Source organism: Mesorhizobium sp. WSM4833 (genome assembly GCF_055811095.1).
The window spans coordinates 215,983-235,036 of record NZ_JBVVQG010000002.1 but is presented as its reverse complement, the minus strand read 5'-3'; the positions used below and the strand labels follow the sequence as shown (position 1 = coordinate 235,036).

At 64.9% G+C, this 19,054-nt stretch carries 27 protein-coding genes; 13 read left to right on the top strand and 14 right to left on the bottom strand.

Going from position 1 to position 19,054, the window contains the following annotated elements; genetic code table 11:
* Positions 1-58: 58 nt before the first annotated feature.
* A complete protein-coding gene (locus tag AC0L2D_RS04315) occupies positions 59-508 on the bottom strand; it encodes a universal stress protein (protein ID WP_127366237.1) in 450 nt (149 codons plus the stop codon).
* A gap of 208 nt (positions 509-716) precedes the next feature.
* On the opposite strand from AC0L2D_RS04315, the gene AC0L2D_RS04310 reads away from it, so the two are divergent.
* Positions 717-1,298, top strand: a complete 582-nt coding sequence (locus AC0L2D_RS04310) for a histidine phosphatase family protein (protein ID WP_473540440.1) — start codon at positions 717-719, stop codon at positions 1,296-1,298.
* A 30-nt stretch (positions 1,299-1,328) separates the two neighbouring features.
* Here AC0L2D_RS04310 and AC0L2D_RS04305 read toward each other — a convergent pair whose 3' ends face one another.
* Positions 1,329-1,730, bottom strand: coding sequence for a VOC family protein (locus tag AC0L2D_RS04305; RefSeq protein ID WP_013530567.1), 402 nt, complete (start codon positions 1,728-1,730; stop codon positions 1,329-1,331).
* A 120-nt stretch (positions 1,731-1,850) separates the two neighbouring features.
* The gene (locus tag AC0L2D_RS04300; RefSeq protein ID WP_064994005.1) at positions 1,851-2,603 is read right to left on the bottom strand and encodes a pseudouridine synthase; all 753 of its coding nucleotides are present in this window, start codon (positions 2,601-2,603) and stop codon (positions 1,851-1,853) included.
* Between the two features lie 158 nt (positions 2,604-2,761).
* Between AC0L2D_RS04300 and AC0L2D_RS04295 the strand changes: the two genes are divergently transcribed.
* Positions 2,762-3,208 (top strand): SRPBCC family protein, encoded by a 447-nt coding sequence (locus AC0L2D_RS04295; protein ID WP_473540439.1) that lies wholly within the window; start codon positions 2,762-2,764, stop codon positions 3,206-3,208.
* A gap of 41 nt (positions 3,209-3,249) precedes the next feature.
* Here AC0L2D_RS04295 and AC0L2D_RS04290 read toward each other — a convergent pair whose 3' ends face one another.
* Positions 3,250-4,092: a helix-turn-helix transcriptional regulator gene (locus AC0L2D_RS04290; RefSeq protein ID WP_063168648.1), complete on the bottom strand. Its 843-nt coding sequence runs from the start codon at positions 4,090-4,092 to the stop codon at positions 3,250-3,252.
* A 78-nt stretch (positions 4,093-4,170) separates the two neighbouring features.
* Between AC0L2D_RS04290 and AC0L2D_RS04285 the strand changes: the two genes are divergently transcribed.
* Positions 4,171-5,055 carry an SDR family oxidoreductase gene (locus tag AC0L2D_RS04285; RefSeq protein ID WP_064994003.1) on the top strand — a complete coding sequence of 295 codons (885 nt, stop codon included), beginning with the start codon at positions 4,171-4,173 and terminating at the stop codon, positions 5,053-5,055.
* Between the two features lie 112 nt (positions 5,056-5,167).
* Here the strand turns inward: AC0L2D_RS04285 and AC0L2D_RS04280 are convergent, their stop codons facing one another.
* A complete protein-coding gene (locus AC0L2D_RS04280) occupies positions 5,168-5,869 on the bottom strand; it encodes a RibD family protein (protein ID WP_127366234.1) in 702 nt (233 codons plus the stop codon).
* A 125-nt stretch (positions 5,870-5,994) separates the two neighbouring features.
* Here AC0L2D_RS04280 and AC0L2D_RS04275 point away from each other — a divergent pair, with 125 nt between their 5' ends.
* The 6 genes from AC0L2D_RS04275 (at position 5,995) to AC0L2D_RS04250 (ending at position 12,037) form a co-directional block, all read left to right on the top strand.
* Positions 5,995-6,285: a hypothetical protein gene (locus AC0L2D_RS04275; protein WP_473540587.1), complete on the top strand. Its 291-nt coding sequence runs from the start codon at positions 5,995-5,997 to the stop codon at positions 6,283-6,285.
* The gene (locus tag AC0L2D_RS04270; RefSeq protein WP_473540438.1) at positions 6,177-6,557 is read left to right on the top strand and encodes a dienelactone hydrolase family protein; all 381 of its coding nucleotides are present in this window, start codon (positions 6,177-6,179) and stop codon (positions 6,555-6,557) included. The genes AC0L2D_RS04275 and AC0L2D_RS04270 overlap by 109 nt, the downstream gene beginning before the upstream one ends.
* 306 nt (positions 6,558-6,863) lie before the next feature.
* The gene (locus tag AC0L2D_RS04265; protein ID WP_013530574.1) at positions 6,864-7,811 is read left to right on the top strand and encodes a substrate-binding domain-containing protein; all 948 of its coding nucleotides are present in this window, start codon (positions 6,864-6,866) and stop codon (positions 7,809-7,811) included.
* A 244-nt stretch (positions 7,812-8,055) separates the two neighbouring features.
* Positions 8,056-9,624, top strand: a complete 1,569-nt coding sequence (locus AC0L2D_RS04260; RefSeq protein ID WP_473540437.1) for a sugar ABC transporter ATP-binding protein — start codon at positions 8,056-8,058, stop codon at positions 9,622-9,624.
* The gene (locus AC0L2D_RS04255; protein WP_013530576.1) at positions 9,621-10,637 is read left to right on the top strand and encodes an ABC transporter permease; all 1,017 of its coding nucleotides are present in this window, start codon (positions 9,621-9,623) and stop codon (positions 10,635-10,637) included. Before AC0L2D_RS04260 ends, AC0L2D_RS04255 begins: the two co-directional genes overlap by 4 nt.
* A gap of 110 nt (positions 10,638-10,747) precedes the next feature.
* The gene (locus AC0L2D_RS04250; RefSeq protein WP_473540436.1) at positions 10,748-12,037 is read left to right on the top strand and encodes a hypothetical protein; all 1,290 of its coding nucleotides are present in this window, start codon (positions 10,748-10,750) and stop codon (positions 12,035-12,037) included.
* Positions 12,038-12,064: 27 nt separating this feature from the next.
* On the opposite strand, the gene AC0L2D_RS04245 is transcribed toward AC0L2D_RS04250, so the two are convergent.
* The 5 genes from AC0L2D_RS04245 to AC0L2D_RS04225 all read right to left on the bottom strand — a co-directional run bounded on the left by AC0L2D_RS04245 (position 12,065) and on the right by AC0L2D_RS04225 (position 14,283).
* Entirely contained in the window at positions 12,065-12,634 is a 570-nt protein-coding gene (locus AC0L2D_RS04245) for a hypothetical protein (protein WP_473540435.1), read from the bottom strand.
* A complete protein-coding gene (locus AC0L2D_RS04240; protein ID WP_473540434.1) occupies positions 12,631-13,245 on the bottom strand; it encodes a hypothetical protein in 615 nt (204 codons plus the stop codon). Before AC0L2D_RS04240 ends, AC0L2D_RS04245 begins: the two co-directional genes overlap by 4 nt.
* Positions 13,242-13,613, bottom strand: coding sequence for a hypothetical protein (locus tag AC0L2D_RS04235; RefSeq protein ID WP_473540433.1), 372 nt, complete (start codon positions 13,611-13,613; stop codon positions 13,242-13,244). Before AC0L2D_RS04235 ends, AC0L2D_RS04240 begins: the two co-directional genes overlap by 4 nt.
* Before the next feature lie 48 nt (positions 13,614-13,661).
* Positions 13,662-13,823, bottom strand: a complete 162-nt coding sequence (locus AC0L2D_RS04230; RefSeq protein ID WP_473540432.1) for a hypothetical protein — start codon at positions 13,821-13,823, stop codon at positions 13,662-13,664.
* A gap of 91 nt (positions 13,824-13,914) precedes the next feature.
* Positions 13,915-14,283 carry a hypothetical protein gene (locus AC0L2D_RS04225; protein WP_473540431.1) on the bottom strand — a complete coding sequence of 123 codons (369 nt, stop codon included), beginning with the start codon at positions 14,281-14,283 and terminating at the stop codon, positions 13,915-13,917.
* Between the two features lie 187 nt (positions 14,284-14,470).
* On the opposite strand from AC0L2D_RS04225, the gene AC0L2D_RS04220 reads away from it, so the two are divergent.
* Entirely contained in the window at positions 14,471-14,773 is a 303-nt protein-coding gene (locus AC0L2D_RS04220; protein ID WP_024501757.1) for a hypothetical protein, read from the top strand.
* 64 nt (positions 14,774-14,837) lie between these two features.
* Here AC0L2D_RS04220 and AC0L2D_RS04215 read toward each other — a convergent pair whose 3' ends face one another.
* A complete protein-coding gene (locus AC0L2D_RS04215; RefSeq protein WP_013530583.1) occupies positions 14,838-15,542 on the bottom strand; it encodes an XRE family transcriptional regulator in 705 nt (234 codons plus the stop codon).
* Positions 15,543-15,730: 188 nt separating this feature from the next.
* Here AC0L2D_RS04215 and AC0L2D_RS04210 point away from each other — a divergent pair, with 188 nt between their 5' ends.
* On the top strand, positions 15,731-16,021 hold the full coding sequence (locus tag AC0L2D_RS04210; RefSeq protein WP_473540430.1) for a hypothetical protein: 291 nt from the start codon (positions 15,731-15,733) through the stop codon (positions 16,019-16,021).
* 112 nt (positions 16,022-16,133) lie between these two features.
* On the top strand, positions 16,134-16,802 hold the full coding sequence (locus tag AC0L2D_RS04205; RefSeq protein ID WP_473540429.1) for a GcrA cell cycle regulator: 669 nt from the start codon (positions 16,134-16,136) through the stop codon (positions 16,800-16,802).
* Positions 16,803-17,051: 249 nt separating this feature from the next.
* On the opposite strand, the gene AC0L2D_RS04200 is transcribed toward AC0L2D_RS04205, so the two are convergent.
* Complete coding sequence (locus tag AC0L2D_RS04200; protein ID WP_063170292.1) at positions 17,052-17,360, bottom strand: DUF982 domain-containing protein; 309 nt, start codon at positions 17,358-17,360, stop codon at positions 17,052-17,054.
* Positions 17,361-17,468: 108 nt separating this feature from the next.
* Positions 17,469-17,750, bottom strand: coding sequence for a DUF982 domain-containing protein (locus AC0L2D_RS04195; protein ID WP_013530587.1), 282 nt, complete (start codon positions 17,748-17,750; stop codon positions 17,469-17,471).
* Positions 17,751-18,001: 251 nt separating this feature from the next.
* Here AC0L2D_RS04195 and AC0L2D_RS04190 point away from each other — a divergent pair, with 251 nt between their 5' ends.
* Positions 18,002-18,604, top strand: coding sequence for a DUF6456 domain-containing protein (locus tag AC0L2D_RS04190; protein WP_473540428.1), 603 nt, complete (start codon positions 18,002-18,004; stop codon positions 18,602-18,604).
* Positions 18,605-18,659: 55 nt separating this feature from the next.
* On the opposite strand, the gene AC0L2D_RS04185 is transcribed toward AC0L2D_RS04190, so the two are convergent.
* Positions 18,660-18,965 carry a hypothetical protein gene (locus AC0L2D_RS04185; RefSeq protein ID WP_024501751.1) on the bottom strand — a complete coding sequence of 102 codons (306 nt, stop codon included), beginning with the start codon at positions 18,963-18,965 and terminating at the stop codon, positions 18,660-18,662.
* Positions 18,966-19,054 lie beyond the last annotated feature (89 nt).

Sequence of the window (19,054 nt, the reverse complement as noted above, 5' to 3'; positions counted from 1 at the left end):
CACAGCGTAACGACATTGTCATTACCCGGTTCGATGGAGCATGCGATCCGTAGTAGCCCTAGCGCACGACCAGCACCGGGATCTCCGTGTAGGACAGCACTTCCGCCGTCTGGCTGCCGAGGAGCAGCTTGCCCAGCCCGCGGCGGCCGTGCGAAGCCATGACGATCAGGTCGCAGCCCAGGGCCTGCGACAGTTCCAGAATGGCTTCGGCGGGCCGCTTGTCCTCGACATGCACGACCTCCGCCGAGACGCCGGCGGCGTCGGCCGATGCCTTGCACCTGTCGAGAACTTCCTTGGCGTATTTGCGCGCCTCTTCCTGATAGGCGGCCAGTTCATCGCCGGCGGCGTAGCCGGCCATGGCGCCGCCCCAGGCGAAGATCGGGAATTGTTCGGAGACGGTGATGAAAGTAACAGAGGCGCCGAGGCCCTTGGCCAATGTCAGGCCGTGGGTAACGCCCTTGTCGGCCAGTTCCGATCCGTCCGTGGCGATGAGCAAATGTTTGTACATGATGACATGACCTGTTGCGCAAGGGCCGATGCCCTTGAGGTGGCGGGAGCCTTGTGGAGGGCTGGCCTTGATATAGTTGCGGCCTCGGGCCGATCACAGGGCCGGCCCCGCCGCGGATCAAGGCCAGGCGACCACGCAGTCTTGTACCAAGCGGATTCCCCTTTGCCGCATCGTCGCCTAAGGTGCCGGTGACATTGAAAGGCAGTCCATGAGCAACTCGTATCCCCAAATCCATCTGGTCCGGCATGGTGAGACGGCATGGAGCCTTTCGGGGCAGCATACCGGCCGCACCGACATGCCGTTGACCCCGGTTGGCGAGGCCGCCGCGCGGGGTCTCGCGGACAGGCTCGAGGGCCTGTCTTTTTCGGCCGTATGGTCGAGCCCGTCGCAGCGCGCCTACAATACCAGCGTACTGGCCGGCTTCGGCGCGCAGGGCGTCAAGAAGGACGATCTGCAGGAGTGGGACTATGGCGCCTATGAGGGGCTGACGACAAAACAGATCCTGGCCGAGCGCCGCGGCTGGAATGTGTTTCGCGATGGGTGTCCAAAGGGCGAGATGGCGGCCGATGTCGGCGCGCGGGCCGACAGGATTATCGCTGGGCTGCGCGAGGCCAATGCCAGCATATTGGTGTTTTCCAGCGCACATTTTCTGCGCGTGCTGGCGGCGCGCTGGATCGGGCTGCCGCCGGAGGGCGGCGCGCTGCTGGTGCTCGATACGGCCAGCATCAGCGTGCTCGGCTACGAGCATGATTTGAGCGAGCCGGTCATCCGGAAATGGAACCAGAAATAGAGCAGCTTCGGCCAGCGGCGCCGCTTACGCCTATCTGTCGAATTTCCTGATCGCCTCAGCGGTTACCGGCGTGAAGAAATTCACCAGATTGCCGTCAGGGTCGCGAAACAACAGCGAGCGGTTGCCCCAGGGCATGGTGGTCGGCTTCTGCACAGTGATATTCCTGAGGAGGTCCGAGAGCCTGGCGAATTCAGCATCGACGTCGCCGACGCGGAACTCGATGATGGCGGTGTGGTTGTCGGCGGGGCGGGCGATGTCGCCGCCGAACAGCATCAAGGTGCGTGTGCTGCCGATCGCCAGCGTGCAGGTCGGCGTCGCCAGTTCGGCGAAGTCTTCCGTGTACACCGTCACGGGCATGCCGGTGATCTCACCGTAGAAGTGAACGAGACGCTGGACGTCCGACGTGATGATGCGGACGGAGACGAAATTCATTGCATTGGCTCCCTGATCGTTGAAGCCGTGGCCGGCTCCCATCCGACCTATAGGCCAGGCCTGCTGACAGCTTTCCGTCAGGAGGGATCGCCGTGCGCCTGCACCAGCGGCACGCCCTGCTTACCCCCTCAGCAGCGACAACTCTTCTGCTGTCAAATGCCGTGCCGTACCCTTGGCGAGGTCGCCGAGCGGCAGGCGGCCGATGGCGATGCGGATGAGGCGCAGGACCTCGACGCCGTGCGCGGCGAGCAGGCGACGGATGTGGCGGTTACGGCCTTCGTCGAGCATGATCTCCAGCCAGGCGGTGCGGCCGCCACTGCGCAAAAGTTCGATCGCGTTCGCGGTGAGCACCTCGCCGTCGACGATCACGCCGGCGCGCAACGTCTCCAGCATCGGAGCATCCGGTACCGTGCCGATCTGCACGTGATAGGTTTTCGGCAGATGCGAAGCCGGGTCCATCAGCCGGTTGGCAAACCGGGTGTCGTTGGTCATCAGCAGCAGGCCTTCGCTCGCCTTGTCGAGGCGGCCGACCGGGGAGACGAAGGGCAGGTCGAGCCCTTCCAGGCAGGCATAGACGGTGTCGCGCTGCTGCGGGTCCTCGCGGGTGGTGACCAGCCCGCGCGGCTTGTTGAGCATGAGGTAGACCTTGCGCTCGGCAACCACCGGCCTGTCGTCGACGACGATGCGGTCGCGGTCGAGGTCGACGCGCAGCGCCGCATCGCGCACCACCTTGCCGCCTACACGCACGCGGCCTTCGGCGATCAGCACCTCGGCCTGTGTGCGCGAGCACAGGCCGAGCTTCGACAGCGCCCGGTTGAGACTGACGCCGGGCGCCCCCTGCCTGCCGCTCTGCCGTGTCTGCCGTGGTGTCATGGTGCCGTCTGCGCTGGTGGAGCCGACAGATGCCACGGGCTGCAATGGCTTCGCAAGCGTGGTGCTGTCTCCCTATACAGGGCAAGGGGCAATGGCGGCATCCGTACCGCCTGGAACAGCGATATTGTCGCCGCCGCATCCGCTATAATCTGCACCCCATGAGTGAGTCCGCTGCGCCGATAACCAAGACCGTCGTCATCGGTGCCGAGCCGGCCAAGGTCTGGCGGATACTAACGACGCCAGAAATGATCCCGCAATGGATGTCCGACGAGGCGTTGACCGTCAGCCTGCAAGGGCAGGCCGGCGGCGCGATCGTCATGCGCGGACTGCTGCACGGAATACCGTTCGAAAACCACGGCACCATCCGCACTTTTGAGCCGGGAATGAGCTTCGCCTACAGCTATTGGAGCACACTGTCGGCCTCGCGTCTGGCGGACGTGCCCGAAAATCACACCGTGGTCAGCTTCGACCTGGCGCCGGCGGATGGGGGAACACTGTTGACACTGACGCTCAGCGACTTCGCCGAACCGGCGATCCGTCCGCACGCCAATCTCTACTGGGGACCGACCTTGCAGATCCTGAAGGCGGTCTGCGAGCGCGCTTGAGAGCGGGCGGGAGTCATCGCAGCGGATAGGTCGTCCCGCCCTTACTCTTTGGGGTGTCGGGTGAGGGCCAGCGTGCGAATACGGTCGGCGACGGCGCTGTCGACCGGGTTGTAGACGGTCAGGCTCAAATCCGGCCGGCCGTCGACCGCGAAGCCCGAATATTCCAGTTCGATATCGCCAAGTTCCGGGTGCTTCAGGCGCTTTGTCCCGTCGCCATGGCTGAGCACGCCGTTTTCCCGCCACAGGGCGGCAAACTCGGGGCTGGCGCTGCAGAGTTCGTCGACGAGTTCACGCACCTCGGAGACAGCACCGGCGCGTGCCGCATCGGCCCGGAACGCGCCCACCACGAAACGGGCGAGGTTTTGCCAGTCGTGCTGTCTAGCGCGGATATGGGGACTGAGGAACATGAAGCGCAGAATGTTGCGCTCGCCCTCGGGCAGGGTGCTGTAGTCGGTCAGCACGACCCTCGCGGCACGGTTCCAGGCAACGACGTCCCAGGTAGCGGTCCTGACTATGGCGGGGCTGGCATCGAGTGTGTCGATGAGGCGCTGCAGCCGGGGGCTGACGCCTTCGACGCCCCTGTAGCGGACCTCGGGCGGGCGCCCCAGCCCGAGCATGAAAAGATGTTCGCGCTCCGCCTCGGTCAGCAGCAGCCCCTTGGCGATGCGGTTGAGGACATCGGCCGAGGGTGCGCCGCCGCGGCCCTGTTCCAGCCATGTGTACCAGGTCGGGCTGATGTTGGCGCGCTGTGCGACCTCTTCGCGGCGCAGCCCCGGCGTGCGTCTGCGTCCGGAAAACCCGAATGATGCGGGATCAAGCCGGGTGCGCCGGTCTTTGAGGAACGCTGCTAGTGAGCCGGAATTGGAAGGCATCCTGTTAGCCATTATACCACGATAAGATCACTACTTTAATAGAATAATAGACCGGCAATATTACGCAGGCAACTGTACAGGAGATTTTGCATGCGTATCTTTCTCACCGGCGCGACCGGTTTCATCGGTTCGGCGATCGTTCCCGAACTCATCAAGGCAGGCCACCAGGTGGTCGGCGTGACCCGCTCCGACGCCGGCGCCGAGGCGCTGGCCGCCGCCGGTGCTGAAGTGCATCGCGGAACGCTCGAGGAGCCCGAAGGGCTGTGCGATGGCGCGGCCAAGGCGGACGGCGTGATCCACACGGCATTCGACCACGACTTTTCGCGGTTTGCCGAGAATTGCGAAAAGGACAAACGCGTCATCGCGGCACTGGGCACCGCGCTCGCCGGCTCCGACCGGCCGCTGGTGATCACCTCCGGCGTCGGCATGGGCAGCCCCGGGCATGGCCAGTTGGCGATCGAGGACGTCTTCAACGCCAGCCATCCCAATCCGCGCATCGCCTCGGAGCTGGCCGGCAATGCCTTGCTGGACGCCGGCATCAATGTGTCGGTGGTGCGGCTGCCGCAGGTCCACAATCCGGTCAAGCAAGGCCTTATCACGCCGCTCATCGAGATCGCGCGTGAAAGGGGCGTCTCGGCCTATGTCGGCGAAGGCCGCAATCGCTACTCCGCGGGCCACCTCCTCGATGCGGCGCGGCTTTACCGGCTCGCCGTGGAAAAGCGGCAGCCGGGCGCGCGCTATCACGCGGTCGGCGAGGAAGGTGTCGAAGTGCGCGCTATCGCCGAGGCGCTCGGCCGGGGTTTGAAATTGCCGGTGGTTTCCATTGCGCCGGAAAAGGCGGCGGAGCATTTCGGCTGGATGGCGATGTTCGCGCCGATGGATCTGCCGGCCTCCAGCGCTCTGACCCAGGCACGGCTCGGCTGGCACCCCACCGGCCCGACGCTGATCGCCGATCTCGACGCCATGCGGTATTGATGCGCTTAGCAACGCTCGAGGTGAGCCGAAGTCTCTGACTTCGTCATCCCTGGACGAAGCAGGAGCGCAGCTCCGTCGCGGAGACCCTGGGCCACGCCGCGACCTTTCGGGATTATGCTCCAGGGCTGACCGCGTAGCGCAGATGGACGAGCCCATGCGCCAGCGCCTCGCAGCTCTTCAGGGACAGCTGCGTCTTGCCCGCCAGGCCGCTCTCGCCGAACTCGACGAAACCCTGATTGGCGGCCCGCCCGTCGATCGCGGGTGCAACGAGAAGGCTCAATTCATCGACGAGCCCGGCGGCGAGGAAGGAACCGTTGATGCTGGCGCCGCCCTCGAGCAGCAGCCGGCTTATGCCGAGTTCGCGTCCGAGGACCTCAAGCATCGCGGCGAGATCGACATCGGCGGTTTCCGCGACGATATAGGACACGCCGTCGGCGGCAAGCTCTGCCAAATGGCTGTCGGCAACGTCGCGCCCAAGCAGCACCACGACATGGTCGCCACCGATGTCGGGTTTGGAAAAGTGAAGCTTGCCCGAGGCATCGAGCGCCACGGCATAACTGCCCGCACCTATTTGCGCGAAATGATAGGGCCGGTCGACCTTGCCGGCATTGGCCGGCGGATGCGCGCCGGCCTTGCTCATCTCGGCCATGGTGACGCGCCCGACGATCCAGGCATCAGCCGCGAGATCATTATGGATATGCTCGTAGAGGCTCGACCACTCGGCCCGGGTGCCATCGGGGCTCGAGGTATAGCGGCTGGGGTGGAGGCTGCCGTCAAGGGATGCCAGCATATGGCAGATGATTTGCGGCTTCATGTTGTTCTCCAGTCGAGTGCTTTGGGTTCAGTCCAAAGTAGTGCCACGCGGGGAGAATGGAAGCCGCACGCCTCATGACGTACCCAGCCGTTGAGACGGCATGTGCCGGCAGGTATCATGACCGGATGTCCGCGAACATAATCCTGTTTCATTCGGTTCTGGGGCTGCGCGAGCACGAGCGGCATCTTGCGGGAAAGCTGGGCGCCGCCGGTCACGCCGTTTCGCTGCCGGACCTCTATGCGGGCGTGGCGACGGACGATCTCGAGCAAGGCTTCGCGATCAAGGCGCGGATCGGCTGGGAGGTCATTTGCCAAAGGGCGCGCGATGCCCTGGCCTCGACGCCGGCGATACGGTGCTGGCGGGGATTTCGATGGGTGCAGGCGTGGTCGCGTCAGTCTGGGCCTTGCGGCCGCTGACGGCCAAGGTGCTGCTGTTGCATGGGCTGGCAACCGTGCCTGCGAACATCCGGCCCGGCCTGCCGGTTCAATTGCATGTCGCCGACACCGATCCGTTCTTCCCCGAGCCGGATGTCCGCGCCTGGCAGCACGCCGCCGAGGCCGCGCAAACCGATGTGCGGATCTTCCGCTATCCAAACTCGGGACATTATTTCTCGGATCCAGCTCTGCCCGACTACAACGACACAGCCGCGGCGCTGCTTTGGCAGCGTGTTCTGGCGTTCCTGGATTGAGAAGCAGAGGGGCGGCCTTGCATTGGAGGTCTTCCGACAAAGCGGCCCCCACGCCGGAAATCCAAAATCCGACAATTCCGATAATTTGCCTGGCACCGCTGTTATATCGATGTTGCACAAATGGTTGGCCCTGGGTTAGCATCCCTGCGCAGGCGTCGGTGGGAGGCTCTTTTTACAGCGGCGGCCAGCTGGAGCGGCATGCGTTTTCGGGCGCAGGGAGGATGCTCCACACTTTGAACCGACGCATGATCCTTCCTGAAACCGATCCCGGTTTTCGGGTCGTGCGTTCTTGTGGAGGAGGATCCCATGAACAGACGTGAATTCCTGCTGTCGTCCGCGGCTTTCGGCGCCATGATGGTTGCCGCGCCTTCTGTGTTTGCGCAGGACAAGCTCACTATCCTTGGCTCGGTGCCCAGTCTCGGTTTTCCGTTCTTCGTGCACATGCTGAACGAGATCAAGGCGGAAGCCGCCACGCAAGGCGTCAATCTGACCGAAAGCGACGGCCAGAACTCGGCCACCAAGCAGACCGCCGACATCGAGGCCGCCCTGGTGCAGAAGGTCAACGCCATCGTCATCTCGCCGCTCGACGTCAACGCCCTGGCGCCGGCCATCGAAGAAGCGGTCAAGGCCGGCGTTCCCGTGGTGACGATCGACCGCCGCGTAGACGGCGTCGAGGGCATCCTCGCCCATGTTGGCGCCGACAATGTGAAGGGCGGCGAGGCGGAAGCCAACGCCGTGGTGGCGGCGTTTCCCAACGGTGCCAAGCTGTTCCATCTGCAGGGCCAGCCCGGCGCCGGCCCGGCGATCGACCGCAACAAGGGCGTGCACAATGTGCTCGATCCTCTGAAGGACAAGTATCAGATCGTCTTCGAGCAGACCGCCAACTTCGCCCGCGCCGAGGCGCTGTCGGTGACCGAGGCTGGCCTTGCCGCCAACGGCAAACCCGACGCCATCGTCTGCGCCAATGACGACATGGCGCTGGGCGCCATGGAGGCTTGTGCCGCGCGCAACTTCACCGACGTCAAGATCTACGGCTTCGATGCACTGCCCGAAGCGCTGGTCGCCGTACGCGACGGCAAGCTTGCGGGCACGGTCGAGCAATTCCCCGGCGAGCAGTCGCGCACTGCGGTGCGCATCGCGGTGGCCTTTGCCAAGGACAAGACCGAGCCGAAGGAGAAGCTGGTGCTGCTGACGCCAATCGTCATCGGCAAGGACAATCTCGACAAGGCGGAGCGGATTGGCGAGACGAAGTAGGGTTTGGCGGGGATCGGCCGATTGGCAAAGCCGGCGGGACAGCGCCCCCCTCTGTCCTGCCGGACATCTCCCCCTCAAGGGGGGAGATCGACTGTTCCTCCTGCTTTCGCCAGTTCCCAAATGTTGAAAGAAAAGGTGTCGCCGGTGACACAGCCAATCTCCCTTGAGGGGGAGATGTCCGGCAGGACAGAGGGGGGCGTTCAAGCGCTGACAGGCGACATCAACTGCATGGAAGGAGCCACCCTTGCCGCCAGCCGCTGAAGCCGCCTCGCCCGAACCCATCCTGCTTGCCGTCGAAGGCATCACCAAGCATTTCTCGGGCGTCACCGCGCTCAGCGATGTCTCGCTCGATATCCGCCCCGGCGAGATCCTCGGCCTGCTGGGCGAAAACGGCGCCGGCAAATCGACGCTCTTGAAAATCCTGTCGGGTGTGATGCCGCCATCGGGCGGCCGCATCACTTTCGACGGTGCCGATTATCATCCCTCCAGCCCGCAGGATGCCAAGCGGCTTGGCATCGTCACCATCTATCAGGAACTGAGCCTGATCCCGACGCTGACCGTGGCGGAGAACATTTTCATCGGCCGCGCGCCGATCGGCCCGCTCGGGCTGGTGAGTTGGCGCAAGATGGAGGAAGATTCCCGCACGATCATCGCCCGCGTCGGTCTCTCCATAGACCCGATGACGCCGGTCTCGGCACTGTCGGTGGCCGAGCAGCAACTGGTCGAGATTGCTCGGGCGCTGTCGCTGGAAAGCCGGCTGATCATCATGGACGAGCCGACCTCGGCGCTGACCGAGACCGAGGTGCAGCGGCTGCTGTCGATCATGGACCGGCTGCGCAAGGACAAGGTCGCCATCATGTTCGTCACCCACCGGCTGGAGGAAGCGTCCGCCATATGCGACCGCATGACGGTGCTGCGCGACGGCCGGCTGGCCGGACATCTCGACCGTGAAGGCGGGCCGATCGCGCTGCCGAAAATCATCGAGAAGATGGTCGGCCGCGCGGCGTCCGAGCTCTACGCCCGGCCGGCGCAACGCGCGGTGGCCGGCGATGTCGTGCTGTCGGTGCGCGGCCTGCGCACCGTGCGCGACCCCGAGGCGCCGCACGCCATCGTGCTCGACGGCGTCGACATAGACCTCAAGGCCGGTGAAATCCTCGGCGTCGCCGGGCTTGTCGGCTCAGGCCGCACCGAATTGGCGCGCGCCATCTTCGGCGCCGACCGCATCGCGGCCGGCACCATCACGCTCGACGGCGAGCCGATCGCCCCGGCATCGCCCGCGGACGCCATTGCGCTCGGCATCGGCCTGGTGCCGGAGGACCGCAAGCACCAGGCGATCTTTGCCGCGCTGGGCATCCTGCCGAATTTCTCCATCGCTTCGCTGGGCAGCTTCAGCAACGGTTTCGGCTTCATGGCCGAGCGGCGCGAGCGCGATGCGCTGTCCGGGTTTCGAAAGATGCTGTCGATCCGCATGGCTTCGGCCGAGCAGGCGATCGAGGGCCTGTCGGGCGGCAACCAGCAAAAGGTGATCCTGGCGCGCTGGCTGGCGCGCGATCCGAAAGTGCTGATCGTCGACGAGCCGACGCGCGGCGTCGATGTCGGCGCCAAGACCGAGGTGCACCAGATCCTGGTGCAGCTTGCGGCGCGCGGCATTGCGGTGATGATGATCTCGTCCGAACTGCCCGAGGTGCTGGCGGTTTCGGACCGCATCGTCACCATGCGCCGCGGACGCATCACCGGCCAGATGCCGGGCGTCGAAGCAAACGAGGAAAGACTGATGGAACTGATGGCACTCGACCGCAAGGAGACACTATGAGCGTGGCGGGGGAGCAGGATCAGCGCGGCGGCATCAACTTCGCGCGGCTTTTGATGAGCTTCGGGCCGCTGCTGTTCCTGGTGGCGCTGATCATCGTCTTCACGGTGCTGAAGCCGAGCTTCATGGACCCGATCAACCTGTTCAACATCACAAGGCAGATCTCGATCACCGGGCTGATCGCGCTCGGCATGACCTTCGTCATCCTTACCGCCGGCATCGACCTGTCGGTCGGCTCGCTGCTCGCCTTCTGCGGCATGGTCGCCGCCGTGGTCGCCAAGGGCGGCACGGCCAACACGCTGTCGCTGTCGACGAGCGGCACGCAAGGGTTCGGCTGGTTCGCCGCGCTGCTGGCCGCCATCATCGTCGGAGCCGCTGCCGGCGGCGTGCAGGGACTTGTCATCACCCGGCTGAAAGTGCCGCCCTTCGTCGTCACGCTGGGCGGGCTGACGGTGTTTCGCGGGCTGACGCTGACCATCTCCAATGGCGGCCCGATCTCGGGCTTCGACGCCTCGATGCGCTGGTTCGGCACCGGGCTGATCGGCCCGGTGCCGGTGCCGGCGCTGATCTTCGCGGCGGCCGCCATCCTGTGCCACATCGTGCTGCGCTACACGCGCTATGGCCGGGCCGTCTATGCCGTCGGCGGTAATGCGGAAGCAGCGCGGCTGTCGGGCCTGCGCGTCGACCGCATCCTGGTCTCGGTCTACGTCATTGTCGGCTTCTTCGCCGGGCTCGCGGCCTTCGTGCTGTCGGCCAGGCTGAACTCCTCGGAAGCGGTGGCGGGCATCGGCTACGAACTGACCGTCATTTCGGCCGTCGTCATCGGCGGCACCTCGCTGTTCGGCGGCATCGGCTCGGTCGGCGGCACGGTGGTGGGCGCGGCGCTCATCGGCGTGCTGCAAAACGGGCTGCAGTTCAACAACGTCTCGTCCTACACGCAAAGCATCGTCATCGGGCTCATCCTGATCCTGGCGGTGGCGTTTGATCGGTGGCTGAAGTCGAGGGTAAGAAGGTGAGGGGGACGGTTCTCCCTTCTCCCTCTGTTGGAGAAGGGGAGCCCCCTTCCTTGCAAAACAATCATGCTTTGCTAGAAAGATTTTGGCGGGTGGCATCGTGAGAGAACCTCATGTTTGCCGATATCATCAGACCGATCACCCTAGGTTTTTCGCTGCTGCTGCGGTTCTGGCCACAGCTCATCGCCCTGGTGCTGGCCGGCGTGCTGGTCGGCGATCTCCTCATGCTGCTGGCGGCGAAGGTGGCGCTGGCCAATCACTTCGCCGGGTTGGCGATGCTGACCCTAGTGGCGCTGGCGCAGCTGGTGGTGACGGTGGCGATGTTCCACGTGCTGCGCCCCGGCCTGCCGCATGTGGTGGCCGCGCAGCGCGGCGCCGACAAGGCCGCAACCACCGAGACGCAAACGAAGCCGGGTGCCGAGGCTGACCGGCGCGGCTCGCGGCTGGTGCGGATGATCACCATCGCGCTTCTGCCGTTCTTCGCCTATTATGCCGCCTGGGGATTTCTGGGCGACATCGTGCGGCAGTATTCGCGCGAAACACTCGACCAGGCCGATTTCGGCCAGAGCGCTGATGTGCTCGACGTGCTCGACTCGCGCTGGCTGCTGGTCTCCGTGGCGGTGTCGTGGCTGATCCGCCGGCTGGCCAAATTCATGCAGGCTAAGACAGGTGCCGAGTCGTTCTGGCAGATCGTCGTGGTGATCTGCGAGACCAACTGGATTTTCGTCGGTCTCTACGTGATCAGCCGCTGGAAGGATTCGGCCCTGCAATGGCTGATGAGCCGCAATTTCTGGTCGGCCCTGCAGGCATCGGTGGACGGGTTGGCAAACCCGGTGCCGATGGCCTCGGCCGCACCCATGGTGCCGGTCGAGATCTCCTCGATCGCGCCGTCGACGGCTGCGATCAACCTGTTCTTCTTCATGCTCCTGCCGCTGATCTGGCTGGTGATGGCGGCGCTGATCTACGGCTATGATGTGCGCGACGATGCTGCCCTGATGCGCGTGCACGGCCGGCTGGAGCGTGCCGGCCAGCGCTATGCCGGCCTGCCGAAATTCCTGCGCGATTTCGTCGAGCATTTCATCGCCGGCTACCGCTCGCGCTATCTGCCGATCGCCAACGGCGTGCGGCTGACGGTCAGCGCCAGCCTGGTGCTGTTGTGCACGCTGGTGGTCGGCTACCGGTTGCTCGACTGGGGCGCGGCCTGGCTGTGGCTCGGCGCGACGCGGCTGATCGGCCCACACGAGCTCGATATCTGGCAGATTTTTTCGCATGCCGTGACGCTGCTCTTCGGCAGCCCGTTCCAGGATTCTTCCACCGGCATCCTGATCGAGCCGCTGCGCATATGCTTTCTCGCCGCCGTGCTGGAGACGGCGTTTTCGATGGCGAAGCGGGCGGGGAAGTGAGCTTTCTTTACGGGGAGAAGGGTGCTGTCACTTCGGCGGCCGCTGAAAACGCAGGAACCATGGGCGCTCGCTGCCCAGGCCAACGGCTGGGCGGATGGTCTCGATGGCATCCTCGGGCACGATGAAGGTCTCGCCGACGCTGATGATTTCGCCCTTTTTGGCGCCGGAGAAGATCGCCGAGGTGCAGTTCATCACGCCGTCCGGCAGGCTGACGCCGGGGATGAAGTCGGGCAGCCAGCGGCGGCCGGCGGCGTCGGTCAGCATCACCTTGCAGCCCAGCCACTGCTTTTGCAGATCGGGATCGCCGACCGTGACGGCGAAGGTGGCGATGACGGCCATGGCATGGTCGGGCAAGCGGCCGGCCTTGCCGCCGCGCAAATCGGCCAGCCGCCATTCGCTGCCGCCGAACGGCGCGCCTTGGCCAAACTCGACATCCCTGGCGATGAGGTCCTCGCCATGCAGCCATTCACGGATGCTCTCGTAGCTGGTTTCGGCCAGCGTCAGCGGCAGCAGGATAGCGAGCGCGGCAAGACCGCGCCGTCGCCATTTTTTCTCGCCACCGCCGGCTGGGTCGATGTCGGTTGAAACCGCGCTCATGTCTTGCCCTGCCGTGTCTGGCCCTGCGGCGGTGCAGGAGCGTCGAGATCGTATAGCGGCAAGACATCCGCCGGTTGACCATCGGCACCGGTCGGAACGGCATCGAGGCTGATGCGAGCCTGGGCGTCGAGCGGGCCGAACTGACGTGCGGCGATAAGCAGGCTGGCGCCTCGGATCTGGTCGGCCGGCAACTCGAAGACGAACAGGCCGCTTCTCTCCAGCCCTGGATCGACGGCATGTGGCGGCATATCCTGGCGATAGTTGAGCCGCTCCGTCTGGCGGTAGCGCAGGCCGGTCGGGCCTTGCCAGGTGCCGTCGGCGACCGTGGTGGAGGTGCTGGTGGCGGTGAGATTGGTCGTCGCCACCGCCCACAGGCCGCTGGTGGTCAGCAGCCTTTCCTGGCCGAACTGGTTGGTCTTCAGCGTGCGCGCAAAGACCATTCTGTCGAGGCGGACATCGAAGCTGCGCGCCCGCACCGTGTCGTGCATGGCGCCATCAATGGGGATCGGCGCGGTGAGTTCGGCATAATGCGGCTTCGACACCTGCATGCCGTAGCTGAGCACCACGGTGGCGGCGACGATCAGGAGATTGCCGATGGCGCGGATCCTCATGAGCCGCTCTCGGGCAGGTCGGCGACCGGCATGGTGACGGTGCCGAGCCGATAGGAATTGAACCAGCCCGGCGTGCCGTAAAGATTGTCGCGCGGCTTGAAGATCTCGGCGGTGACGCCGAAGCTGAGATTTGCCGGCACGGCGGCGTTACCGGCAAGCGGCCAGACATAGGCCATGCGTTCCGTCATGCCGGGATGCAGTTCCGGCGTCAGCGTCGAATCGCGGGCCAGCGCGATCATCGGCGTGGAATCGGGCAGGTCGATCCCGTCCGGCTTGAAGACGTTGAAATAAGCCTTGTCGGATTGCGCCGTGCGATTGGTCAGATCGGCCTCCAAGACCAGCGCCTTCTGGCCTGGTTTCAGCGCCACGCCATAGACCTTGGCGCGGCTGACATAGGCGCGCGCGGGCTGGACCCGCTAGCGCCCGGCATCGATGGCGGCATCGGGCGGCAATTGCGGCGGGGCGTGGGCGGGCAGGGCGCCGAACGCGCCCATCAGGCCGGCGACGAGCAAGGCGGCGATGGTTCCCGCGCCGGCCGTTATCCAGGTTTGAAATTTTGAGCGGGCAGTCTTGAACATTCCAAACTATGCACGTCGAACGGTCAGCCACCCCTGCGCAGTCTAGAAAGAAAAAATGGCTGATGGAACCCGCAAACGGCTGGTCCAGTCCTCACGCCGCTTCCCTTGCCCAGAGCCTGTGGCCATGGCGGCGGAAATAGCGCGCCACCAGGCGCTGCTGCTTGGCCCTGATCAGGTCGGGCAGGCGCCGCTCCTGGCGCCAGCGCGGTATGTTGCGCCAGCAGGCTATGAAGCGGGCGGCGTCCTCGATTGCCTCCTGCGCCGAGAGCGCCGGACCGATAGCGGCCAGGAACAGCGCCTCCGACGGTTTCAACTCGTCGATCACCGCCTTGCGCCTGACGTGATCGTGACGGGCGTGGGCGATGCCGCTGCGACGGATCGCTTCGAAGGCTTCAAGCAAGGCCAGGCTGTCGCCGGCGTAGCCGCAGGAACGGGCAAAATCGGCGGCAAAAGCGTCCATTATCGCTCCCGGGTCTGATGCAGTGGGCAGGTTCGTGCCCGACTCACATTTTCATACATTTATGAAAGCATAACTCAAATTACGCCAGAAGAAAAACTTCTGGGAAAGTTTGAAAACTGCGACTCGACTCCCGGCGTAAAACACAGGAATATACGAACAAATCAGGAACAAATACGAGGCAGGGGCGATGGCATTGCCGGGCAAGGAACCAACGATCGCGCATGTCGCCTCGATCTCGGTCGAGTGCGCCGATTGTGGCCGCAACAGGTGGTGGCGACCCGATCAGCTGAAGCGGTTCGGGGTGACGGGGAATACGCCGCTGTCCGCTCTGTCGGGCCGTATCGTCTGTTCGGCCTGCCGCGCCGACGGACTGCCGGGGACGGCGATTTCGATCCAGGCGGCGTTTGTCGACGAGCGCCAGCGCGTGCGCAGCGAAGCGCGGATGCTGAGCGACAGGGATGTGCCGCTGGAGGGATCGCGGCGGGCTTGAGTGGGTGGGTGCCAGCGCTGGTTCTTCCTTCTCCCGCAGGGGGAGAAGGAAGAGCGTCCCTTGCTCAATACCCCAGCAATTCCTTCAGCGGAATCACGCGCCAGACATGTTTGATGGCGTAGCGGTTGAAGGTCAGCGTCTTCGGCGGGTTGTACTGCTCGACGACCAGCTCGCCCGCCGTGCGTTTGACCAGCTTTTTGATGAAGGCCTTGCCGTTGCGCTCGTTTTCCTCCGGGAAGGTCTCGATCACCACATGGTCGCCCGGTACGGCGTCGCGGCCGCCGCAATAGATCAGGTCGCCGGGCTCGTAACGCGGCACCATGGAATCCGAGAGCACGTGCAGGGCGAACACCTTCGGCAGGTTGCGCACGCCCGGCGGGCGCTGGACGTAACCCGCCGGCTCGCCGTTGAAGGTGAAATCGCCATCGTCGCCACCGACAGCTGCGCCCAGCACCTCGATGTCCATCGAGCTGGCGGGTAGTGGACCCGCATCGGTGACGATCTCCGCATCGGCAACCGGTCCGGCATCGTCGAGAAACACGACCTGCCCCTGGCCCAGCGCAACCGGGTCGACGCGCAGGAAGGCGGCGGTCTTCAGCAGGTTCTCGGTCTTGGGCAGATTGCGGCCGGTTTCCCAGTTGCCGACGGCGGCGACATCGGTGTCGTTGTGCTCGGCGATGTGGCGCATGACCAGGCCGCGCTGCTTGCGCGCCTTGCGGATCGCCGCTCCGACCTTGATCGACAGTTCCGTTTTTGCCATGGCGCCCATGTGAGGGATGAAAGCCGCTCTCGTCTATGAAAGAATGGCTTGCATGTATTTTCGAGTTATGCTTATATCCGGTCATGCAAAACCTGTCCAGCTTTGATGGCGCCGAGTCGCCGGCCTCACGCGAGGCGCGCCCGGCGGTCATAACCGCCCATTCCCTTTCGTCCCGGCCGTCCTCCTCCCCGGCCCGGATGAAGCCCGAGGCCCAGTGCCTGACCGCACGAGCCTCGGGTCCGGTCCGCCGCCTGTCTCCGGCGACCGGAACGGCCGGAGCCGCCGCTCCCAGCGGCTTCGGCCCCCAATTCGGCCGGCATGGCGCCGGCGCTGTTTTTGCGGCAGGCCGATCCTGCATCCGCACCGAGGACGGCACCGTCATCCTGTTCGACAGGCTGACGGGCAGGGCGGTTTCCGCCCTGGACAGAAACACGGCCGAAGCGCGGCTTCTGCACCTTGCCGGCGGGAAATCGGCCCAAGCCGGCTGAGGCTGGCCGGCTGAGAGCCGGCTCTTGAAAAACAACTGACTGCGGCCTGGCGACCGGGTCGAACCTTGACGCTGCCCGACGGCGCGCGGCCGAACTTTGGATGGAGCTGGATATGGCAAGCTATAGCGACGCGGAATTGCACGAGATCGCCCGCTGGCTGAAGGATGGCTTCTCAGCCTCCAGGATTGCAGTCGCGTTCAGCGCGTTGCGCGGCAGTCCGGTGTCGCGCGACGCCATCATCGGCATCGTGCACCGCAACGCCATGCTCGGCGCGATCGGCTTTGCCAATGGCAAGGGGCTGCCGCCGCGATCCAGGCAGGCCGTGGGCAAGCGCGCTGGAAGCAAGCGGGCGAGTGGCGCGTCGGCGAAAGCGACGCCTGTCGTCGGCAAGATGGAGGGCGTGCTTGCCGCCAAGGACATCCATGCGCGTGAAGTGGCCCGGCCCAGGCGCGCGCATTCGTTCGTGCGCGAGGTGGGCGTGCTGATCGCCGACGGCGTGGCCTATCGCCTGGAGGCGCCGGCGCCGCCGCGCGCGGCCATCGGCCGGCAGCCGCATGGCGTGGCGATGCGCTTCATCGATTGCCTGTTTTCACGCTGCCGTGCGCCGCTGGATCTGACGGTGGAGGGGGATCCGGACATTTCTATTGCCGAAGAGGGGGCGCCAGGCAGCCGCCCAGGCGCCGACATGCTGTGCTGCGGCATGCGCACCGGGGCGCTGAAAAGCTATTGTACCTACCACCAGGCGCGCTTCCAGCGCCGCGTATTTGTTGCGACGGGGTGAGGTTTGATCTCTTCTCCCCCGTTCACGGGGAGAAGGTGCCGGCAGGCGGATGAGGGGCAGCGCTGACGAGGCAGGATGGAAGCTGACATGAAATTCAAGCATCCGATTCAGATGCCACTTACCGAAGCACTGGCGCCGCCCCTCAATGCCCTGCCGAGCGTTCGCTGTTCGAAAAGCCAAGCAATTGGCTTTTCGTCCGCTGCGCGGATCACACCTCACCCCCGTAAACGGGGAGAAAGAAGCAAAGCCCTATTTCGGCATCTGCCCGCCTTGCTTGGGCGTGCGGCTCTGCATGCTCCTTGCGTCCATCGCTACCGCCGGGTTGCCCTCGCCGACCAATATGCCGGTCACCCGGGCAAAGCCGGTAAACACCTTCATGGCGTCGGCTTCGGAAATCTGGGCGGCGATCGCCGCGCTGCAGGCGTTCAGCGCGCTGCGGTAGACATGGCCGCGTCGCTCCAGCGGCCAGCGCTGGAGAAAATCGGCGGCTTCGCTGACGCTGTCGATCTCTTCGATCTCATCTTCCACCCGCACTTTGAGCGGCACTCCGGTTTTCATCGTACCCACGGCGTTCACCTTCGCTTTGCGCGCGGCTCCAGCTACCGCACCCATAAACGCGCCCCGCTGGGGGCCGGTTGCATCAATTTTTCGGGCGGCGCCCGCTCCTCACGGGCTAGCCACCGCATCCAGCCAGTCATGGGCGCGGCTTTTGGGCCTGTCGACCAGTATGTTCTGCTGCTTGGCCGCCCTGGTGAAGGCGTCGAACGCGATGCGCTGGCAGCAGATGCCGTCCACGGCGAGCGTAACCAGCCGGGAAGCCTCGAGATAGCCAGGCGCTGTCTTGTCGGGCCATTGGTGGCGCAGTGCCTCGGCGGCCCCGGCCACCGAACTGACCAGCATGGTTTTGTTGTCGCAAAAGCGCACGGTAACCGGCATGAAGGCTGTCATCGGCGAACCTCCCCTTGGCATGGACGCGACATAACGTCGAAAGCTCGCGCCGGTTCCATCAGCCTGGATGGCGGGCGGCAAGGATGCTGGCGCGGCGGCGAAGAGGCGACGACCTCCGGTTCATTGAAGGCCAACCGAGCAGCGCTCCGCTCCGCTCTGCCACCGCGTGGGGAGATGCCCGGCAGGGCCGAGGGCGCGCGAAGGATCGCCACGTGCCGGCCTCCCACCACCATCCCAACCAGGAGCCTCCCATGAGCAAAAAGACCAGACCCGCAAAACCGCAGGCGCCGAAATTGCCGAAGGGCGAGGCCGAGCAGGTGCGCATACGCCGCGAGATCGGCCATGATTTCGCGCTCAGGGATGACGCCTTCGGCCGCAAGCGGCTGGCAGCGGGCACGCTGGAGGCTGTGCGTGTCTACGAAGTGTCGAATGACGGCTACGCCGCGACCGGCGGCATCGTGCGGCTGCGCGCCATTGATGCGCTCGTCGGCATCACCTCGCTGTCGCGCCAGCAGCGCGAGGCCGGGCTGCGCTACCGCGAGGATTTCCGCTGCAGCCAGCAGGCTGATGTCAAGCCGATGCGCTGGACCGAGCGCATCGACGGCGGCCGCGAGGGCGGCGGCATTGCCGACAGCGTTCTCGACGCCGGCAGGGCCTATGCCGCCGCCACAAGAGCGCTAGGCCATTGGGAGGTGGCCGCCGTGGTACGACAAGTCTGCTGCGCGGACGGTTCCCTCAAGCGCCTGTCCGAGCAGACCGGCGAGGGCCGGAACGTGGTGACGAAGCTGCTGAAGGTGGGGCTCGATCTGCTGGCGGTGCATTATGGGATGATGATGAGGAGGCGGGTGGGGTGAGCGGCGCAAATATCCGGCCGGCGGCGCCGGCCGGATCATTTTTCACAGGATCAGATCATCGGCAGACGCGGATTTCCTCGACGATCCTGTGGTGATGGCGCCAATGCTTGACCAGTGCGATGTGGCAACGGTGGTGACGGTGGTAATAGCGCGGCCTGTAGCCGTTGTCATAGGCGTCGTACTGGTAATAAGGGCGATAGTAGCGATCGCCATAGTCGTAACCATTGTAATAATCGTCGCCGTAATAGTCGTCTGCATAGCCGCCAATGCCGATACTGATACGGCTGCGGGCGTCGGAGGGGGCGATCATCGCCGCCGCCGAAGCAATGGCGATAACCGAAACAAGCAGGAGCTTTTTCATAGCTGCCTCCTTTTCAAGGTTAGGCTAATATAACTGCCGAGTTGCAGCCTCGTTCCACAGATTCGTTAGATGTGACGAACAATGCAGAC

Excerpts from the sequence above, each read along its gene's own strand:
- AC0L2D_RS04225 (WP_473540431.1), bottom strand. The coding sequence starts at position 14,283 with ATGGACGCTTTTGCCGCCGATTTTGCCCGTTCCTGCGGCTACGCCGGC.
- AC0L2D_RS04315 (WP_127366237.1), bottom strand. The coding sequence starts at position 508 with ATGTACAAACATTTGCTCATCGCCACGGACGGATCGGAACTGGCCGAC.
- AC0L2D_RS04285 (WP_064994003.1), top strand. The coding sequence starts at position 4,171 with ATGCGTATCTTTCTCACCGGCGCGACCGGTTTCATCGGTTCGGCGATC.
- AC0L2D_RS04205 (WP_473540429.1), top strand. The coding sequence starts at position 16,134 with ATGGCAAGCTATAGCGACGCGGAATTGCACGAGATCGCCCGCTGGCTG.
- AC0L2D_RS04305 (WP_013530567.1), bottom strand. The coding sequence starts at position 1,730 with ATGAATTTCGTCTCCGTCCGCATCATCACGTCGGACGTCCAGCGTCTC.
- AC0L2D_RS04240 (WP_473540434.1), bottom strand. The coding sequence starts at position 13,245 with ATGAGGATCCGCGCCATCGGCAATCTCCTGATCGTCGCCGCCACCGTG.
- AC0L2D_RS04220 (WP_024501757.1), top strand. The coding sequence starts at position 14,471 with ATGGCATTGCCGGGCAAGGAACCAACGATCGCGCATGTCGCCTCGATC.
- AC0L2D_RS04210 (WP_473540430.1), top strand. The coding sequence starts at position 15,731 with ATGAAGCCCGAGGCCCAGTGCCTGACCGCACGAGCCTCGGGTCCGGTC.
- AC0L2D_RS04310 (WP_473540440.1), top strand. The coding sequence starts at position 717 with ATGAGCAACTCGTATCCCCAAATCCATCTGGTCCGGCATGGTGAGACG.
- AC0L2D_RS04230 (WP_473540432.1), bottom strand. The coding sequence starts at position 13,823 with ATGTTCAAGACTGCCCGCTCAAAATTTCAAACCTGGATAACGGCCGGC.
- AC0L2D_RS04290 (WP_063168648.1), bottom strand. The coding sequence starts at position 4,092 with ATGGCTAACAGGATGCCTTCCAATTCCGGCTCACTAGCAGCGTTCCTC.
- AC0L2D_RS04280 (WP_127366234.1), bottom strand. The coding sequence starts at position 5,869 with ATGAAGCCGCAAATCATCTGCCATATGCTGGCATCCCTTGACGGCAGC.
- AC0L2D_RS04215 (WP_013530583.1), bottom strand. The coding sequence starts at position 15,542 with ATGGGCGCCATGGCAAAAACGGAACTGTCGATCAAGGTCGGAGCGGCG.
- AC0L2D_RS04200 (WP_063170292.1), bottom strand. The coding sequence starts at position 17,360 with ATGAAAACCGGAGTGCCGCTCAAAGTGCGGGTGGAAGATGAGATCGAA.
- AC0L2D_RS04185 (WP_024501751.1), bottom strand. The coding sequence starts at position 18,965 with ATGAAAAAGCTCCTGCTTGTTTCGGTTATCGCCATTGCTTCGGCGGCG.
- AC0L2D_RS04245 (WP_473540435.1), bottom strand. The coding sequence starts at position 12,634 with ATGAGCGCGGTTTCAACCGACATCGACCCAGCCGGCGGTGGCGAGAAA.
- AC0L2D_RS04265 (WP_013530574.1), top strand. The coding sequence starts at position 6,864 with ATGAACAGACGTGAATTCCTGCTGTCGTCCGCGGCTTTCGGCGCCATG.
- AC0L2D_RS04275 (WP_473540587.1), top strand. The coding sequence starts at position 5,995 with ATGTCCGCGAACATAATCCTGTTTCATTCGGTTCTGGGGCTGCGCGAG.
- AC0L2D_RS04250 (WP_473540436.1), top strand. The coding sequence starts at position 10,748 with ATGTTTGCCGATATCATCAGACCGATCACCCTAGGTTTTTCGCTGCTG.
- AC0L2D_RS04300 (WP_064994005.1), bottom strand. The coding sequence starts at position 2,603 with ATGACACCACGGCAGACACGGCAGAGCGGCAGGCAGGGGGCGCCCGGC.
- AC0L2D_RS04255 (WP_013530576.1), top strand. The coding sequence starts at position 9,621 with ATGAGCGTGGCGGGGGAGCAGGATCAGCGCGGCGGCATCAACTTCGCG.
- AC0L2D_RS04295 (WP_473540439.1), top strand. The coding sequence starts at position 2,762 with ATGAGTGAGTCCGCTGCGCCGATAACCAAGACCGTCGTCATCGGTGCC.
- AC0L2D_RS04190 (WP_473540428.1), top strand. The coding sequence starts at position 18,002 with ATGAGCAAAAAGACCAGACCCGCAAAACCGCAGGCGCCGAAATTGCCG.
- AC0L2D_RS04195 (WP_013530587.1), bottom strand. The coding sequence starts at position 17,750 with ATGACAGCCTTCATGCCGGTTACCGTGCGCTTTTGCGACAACAAAACC.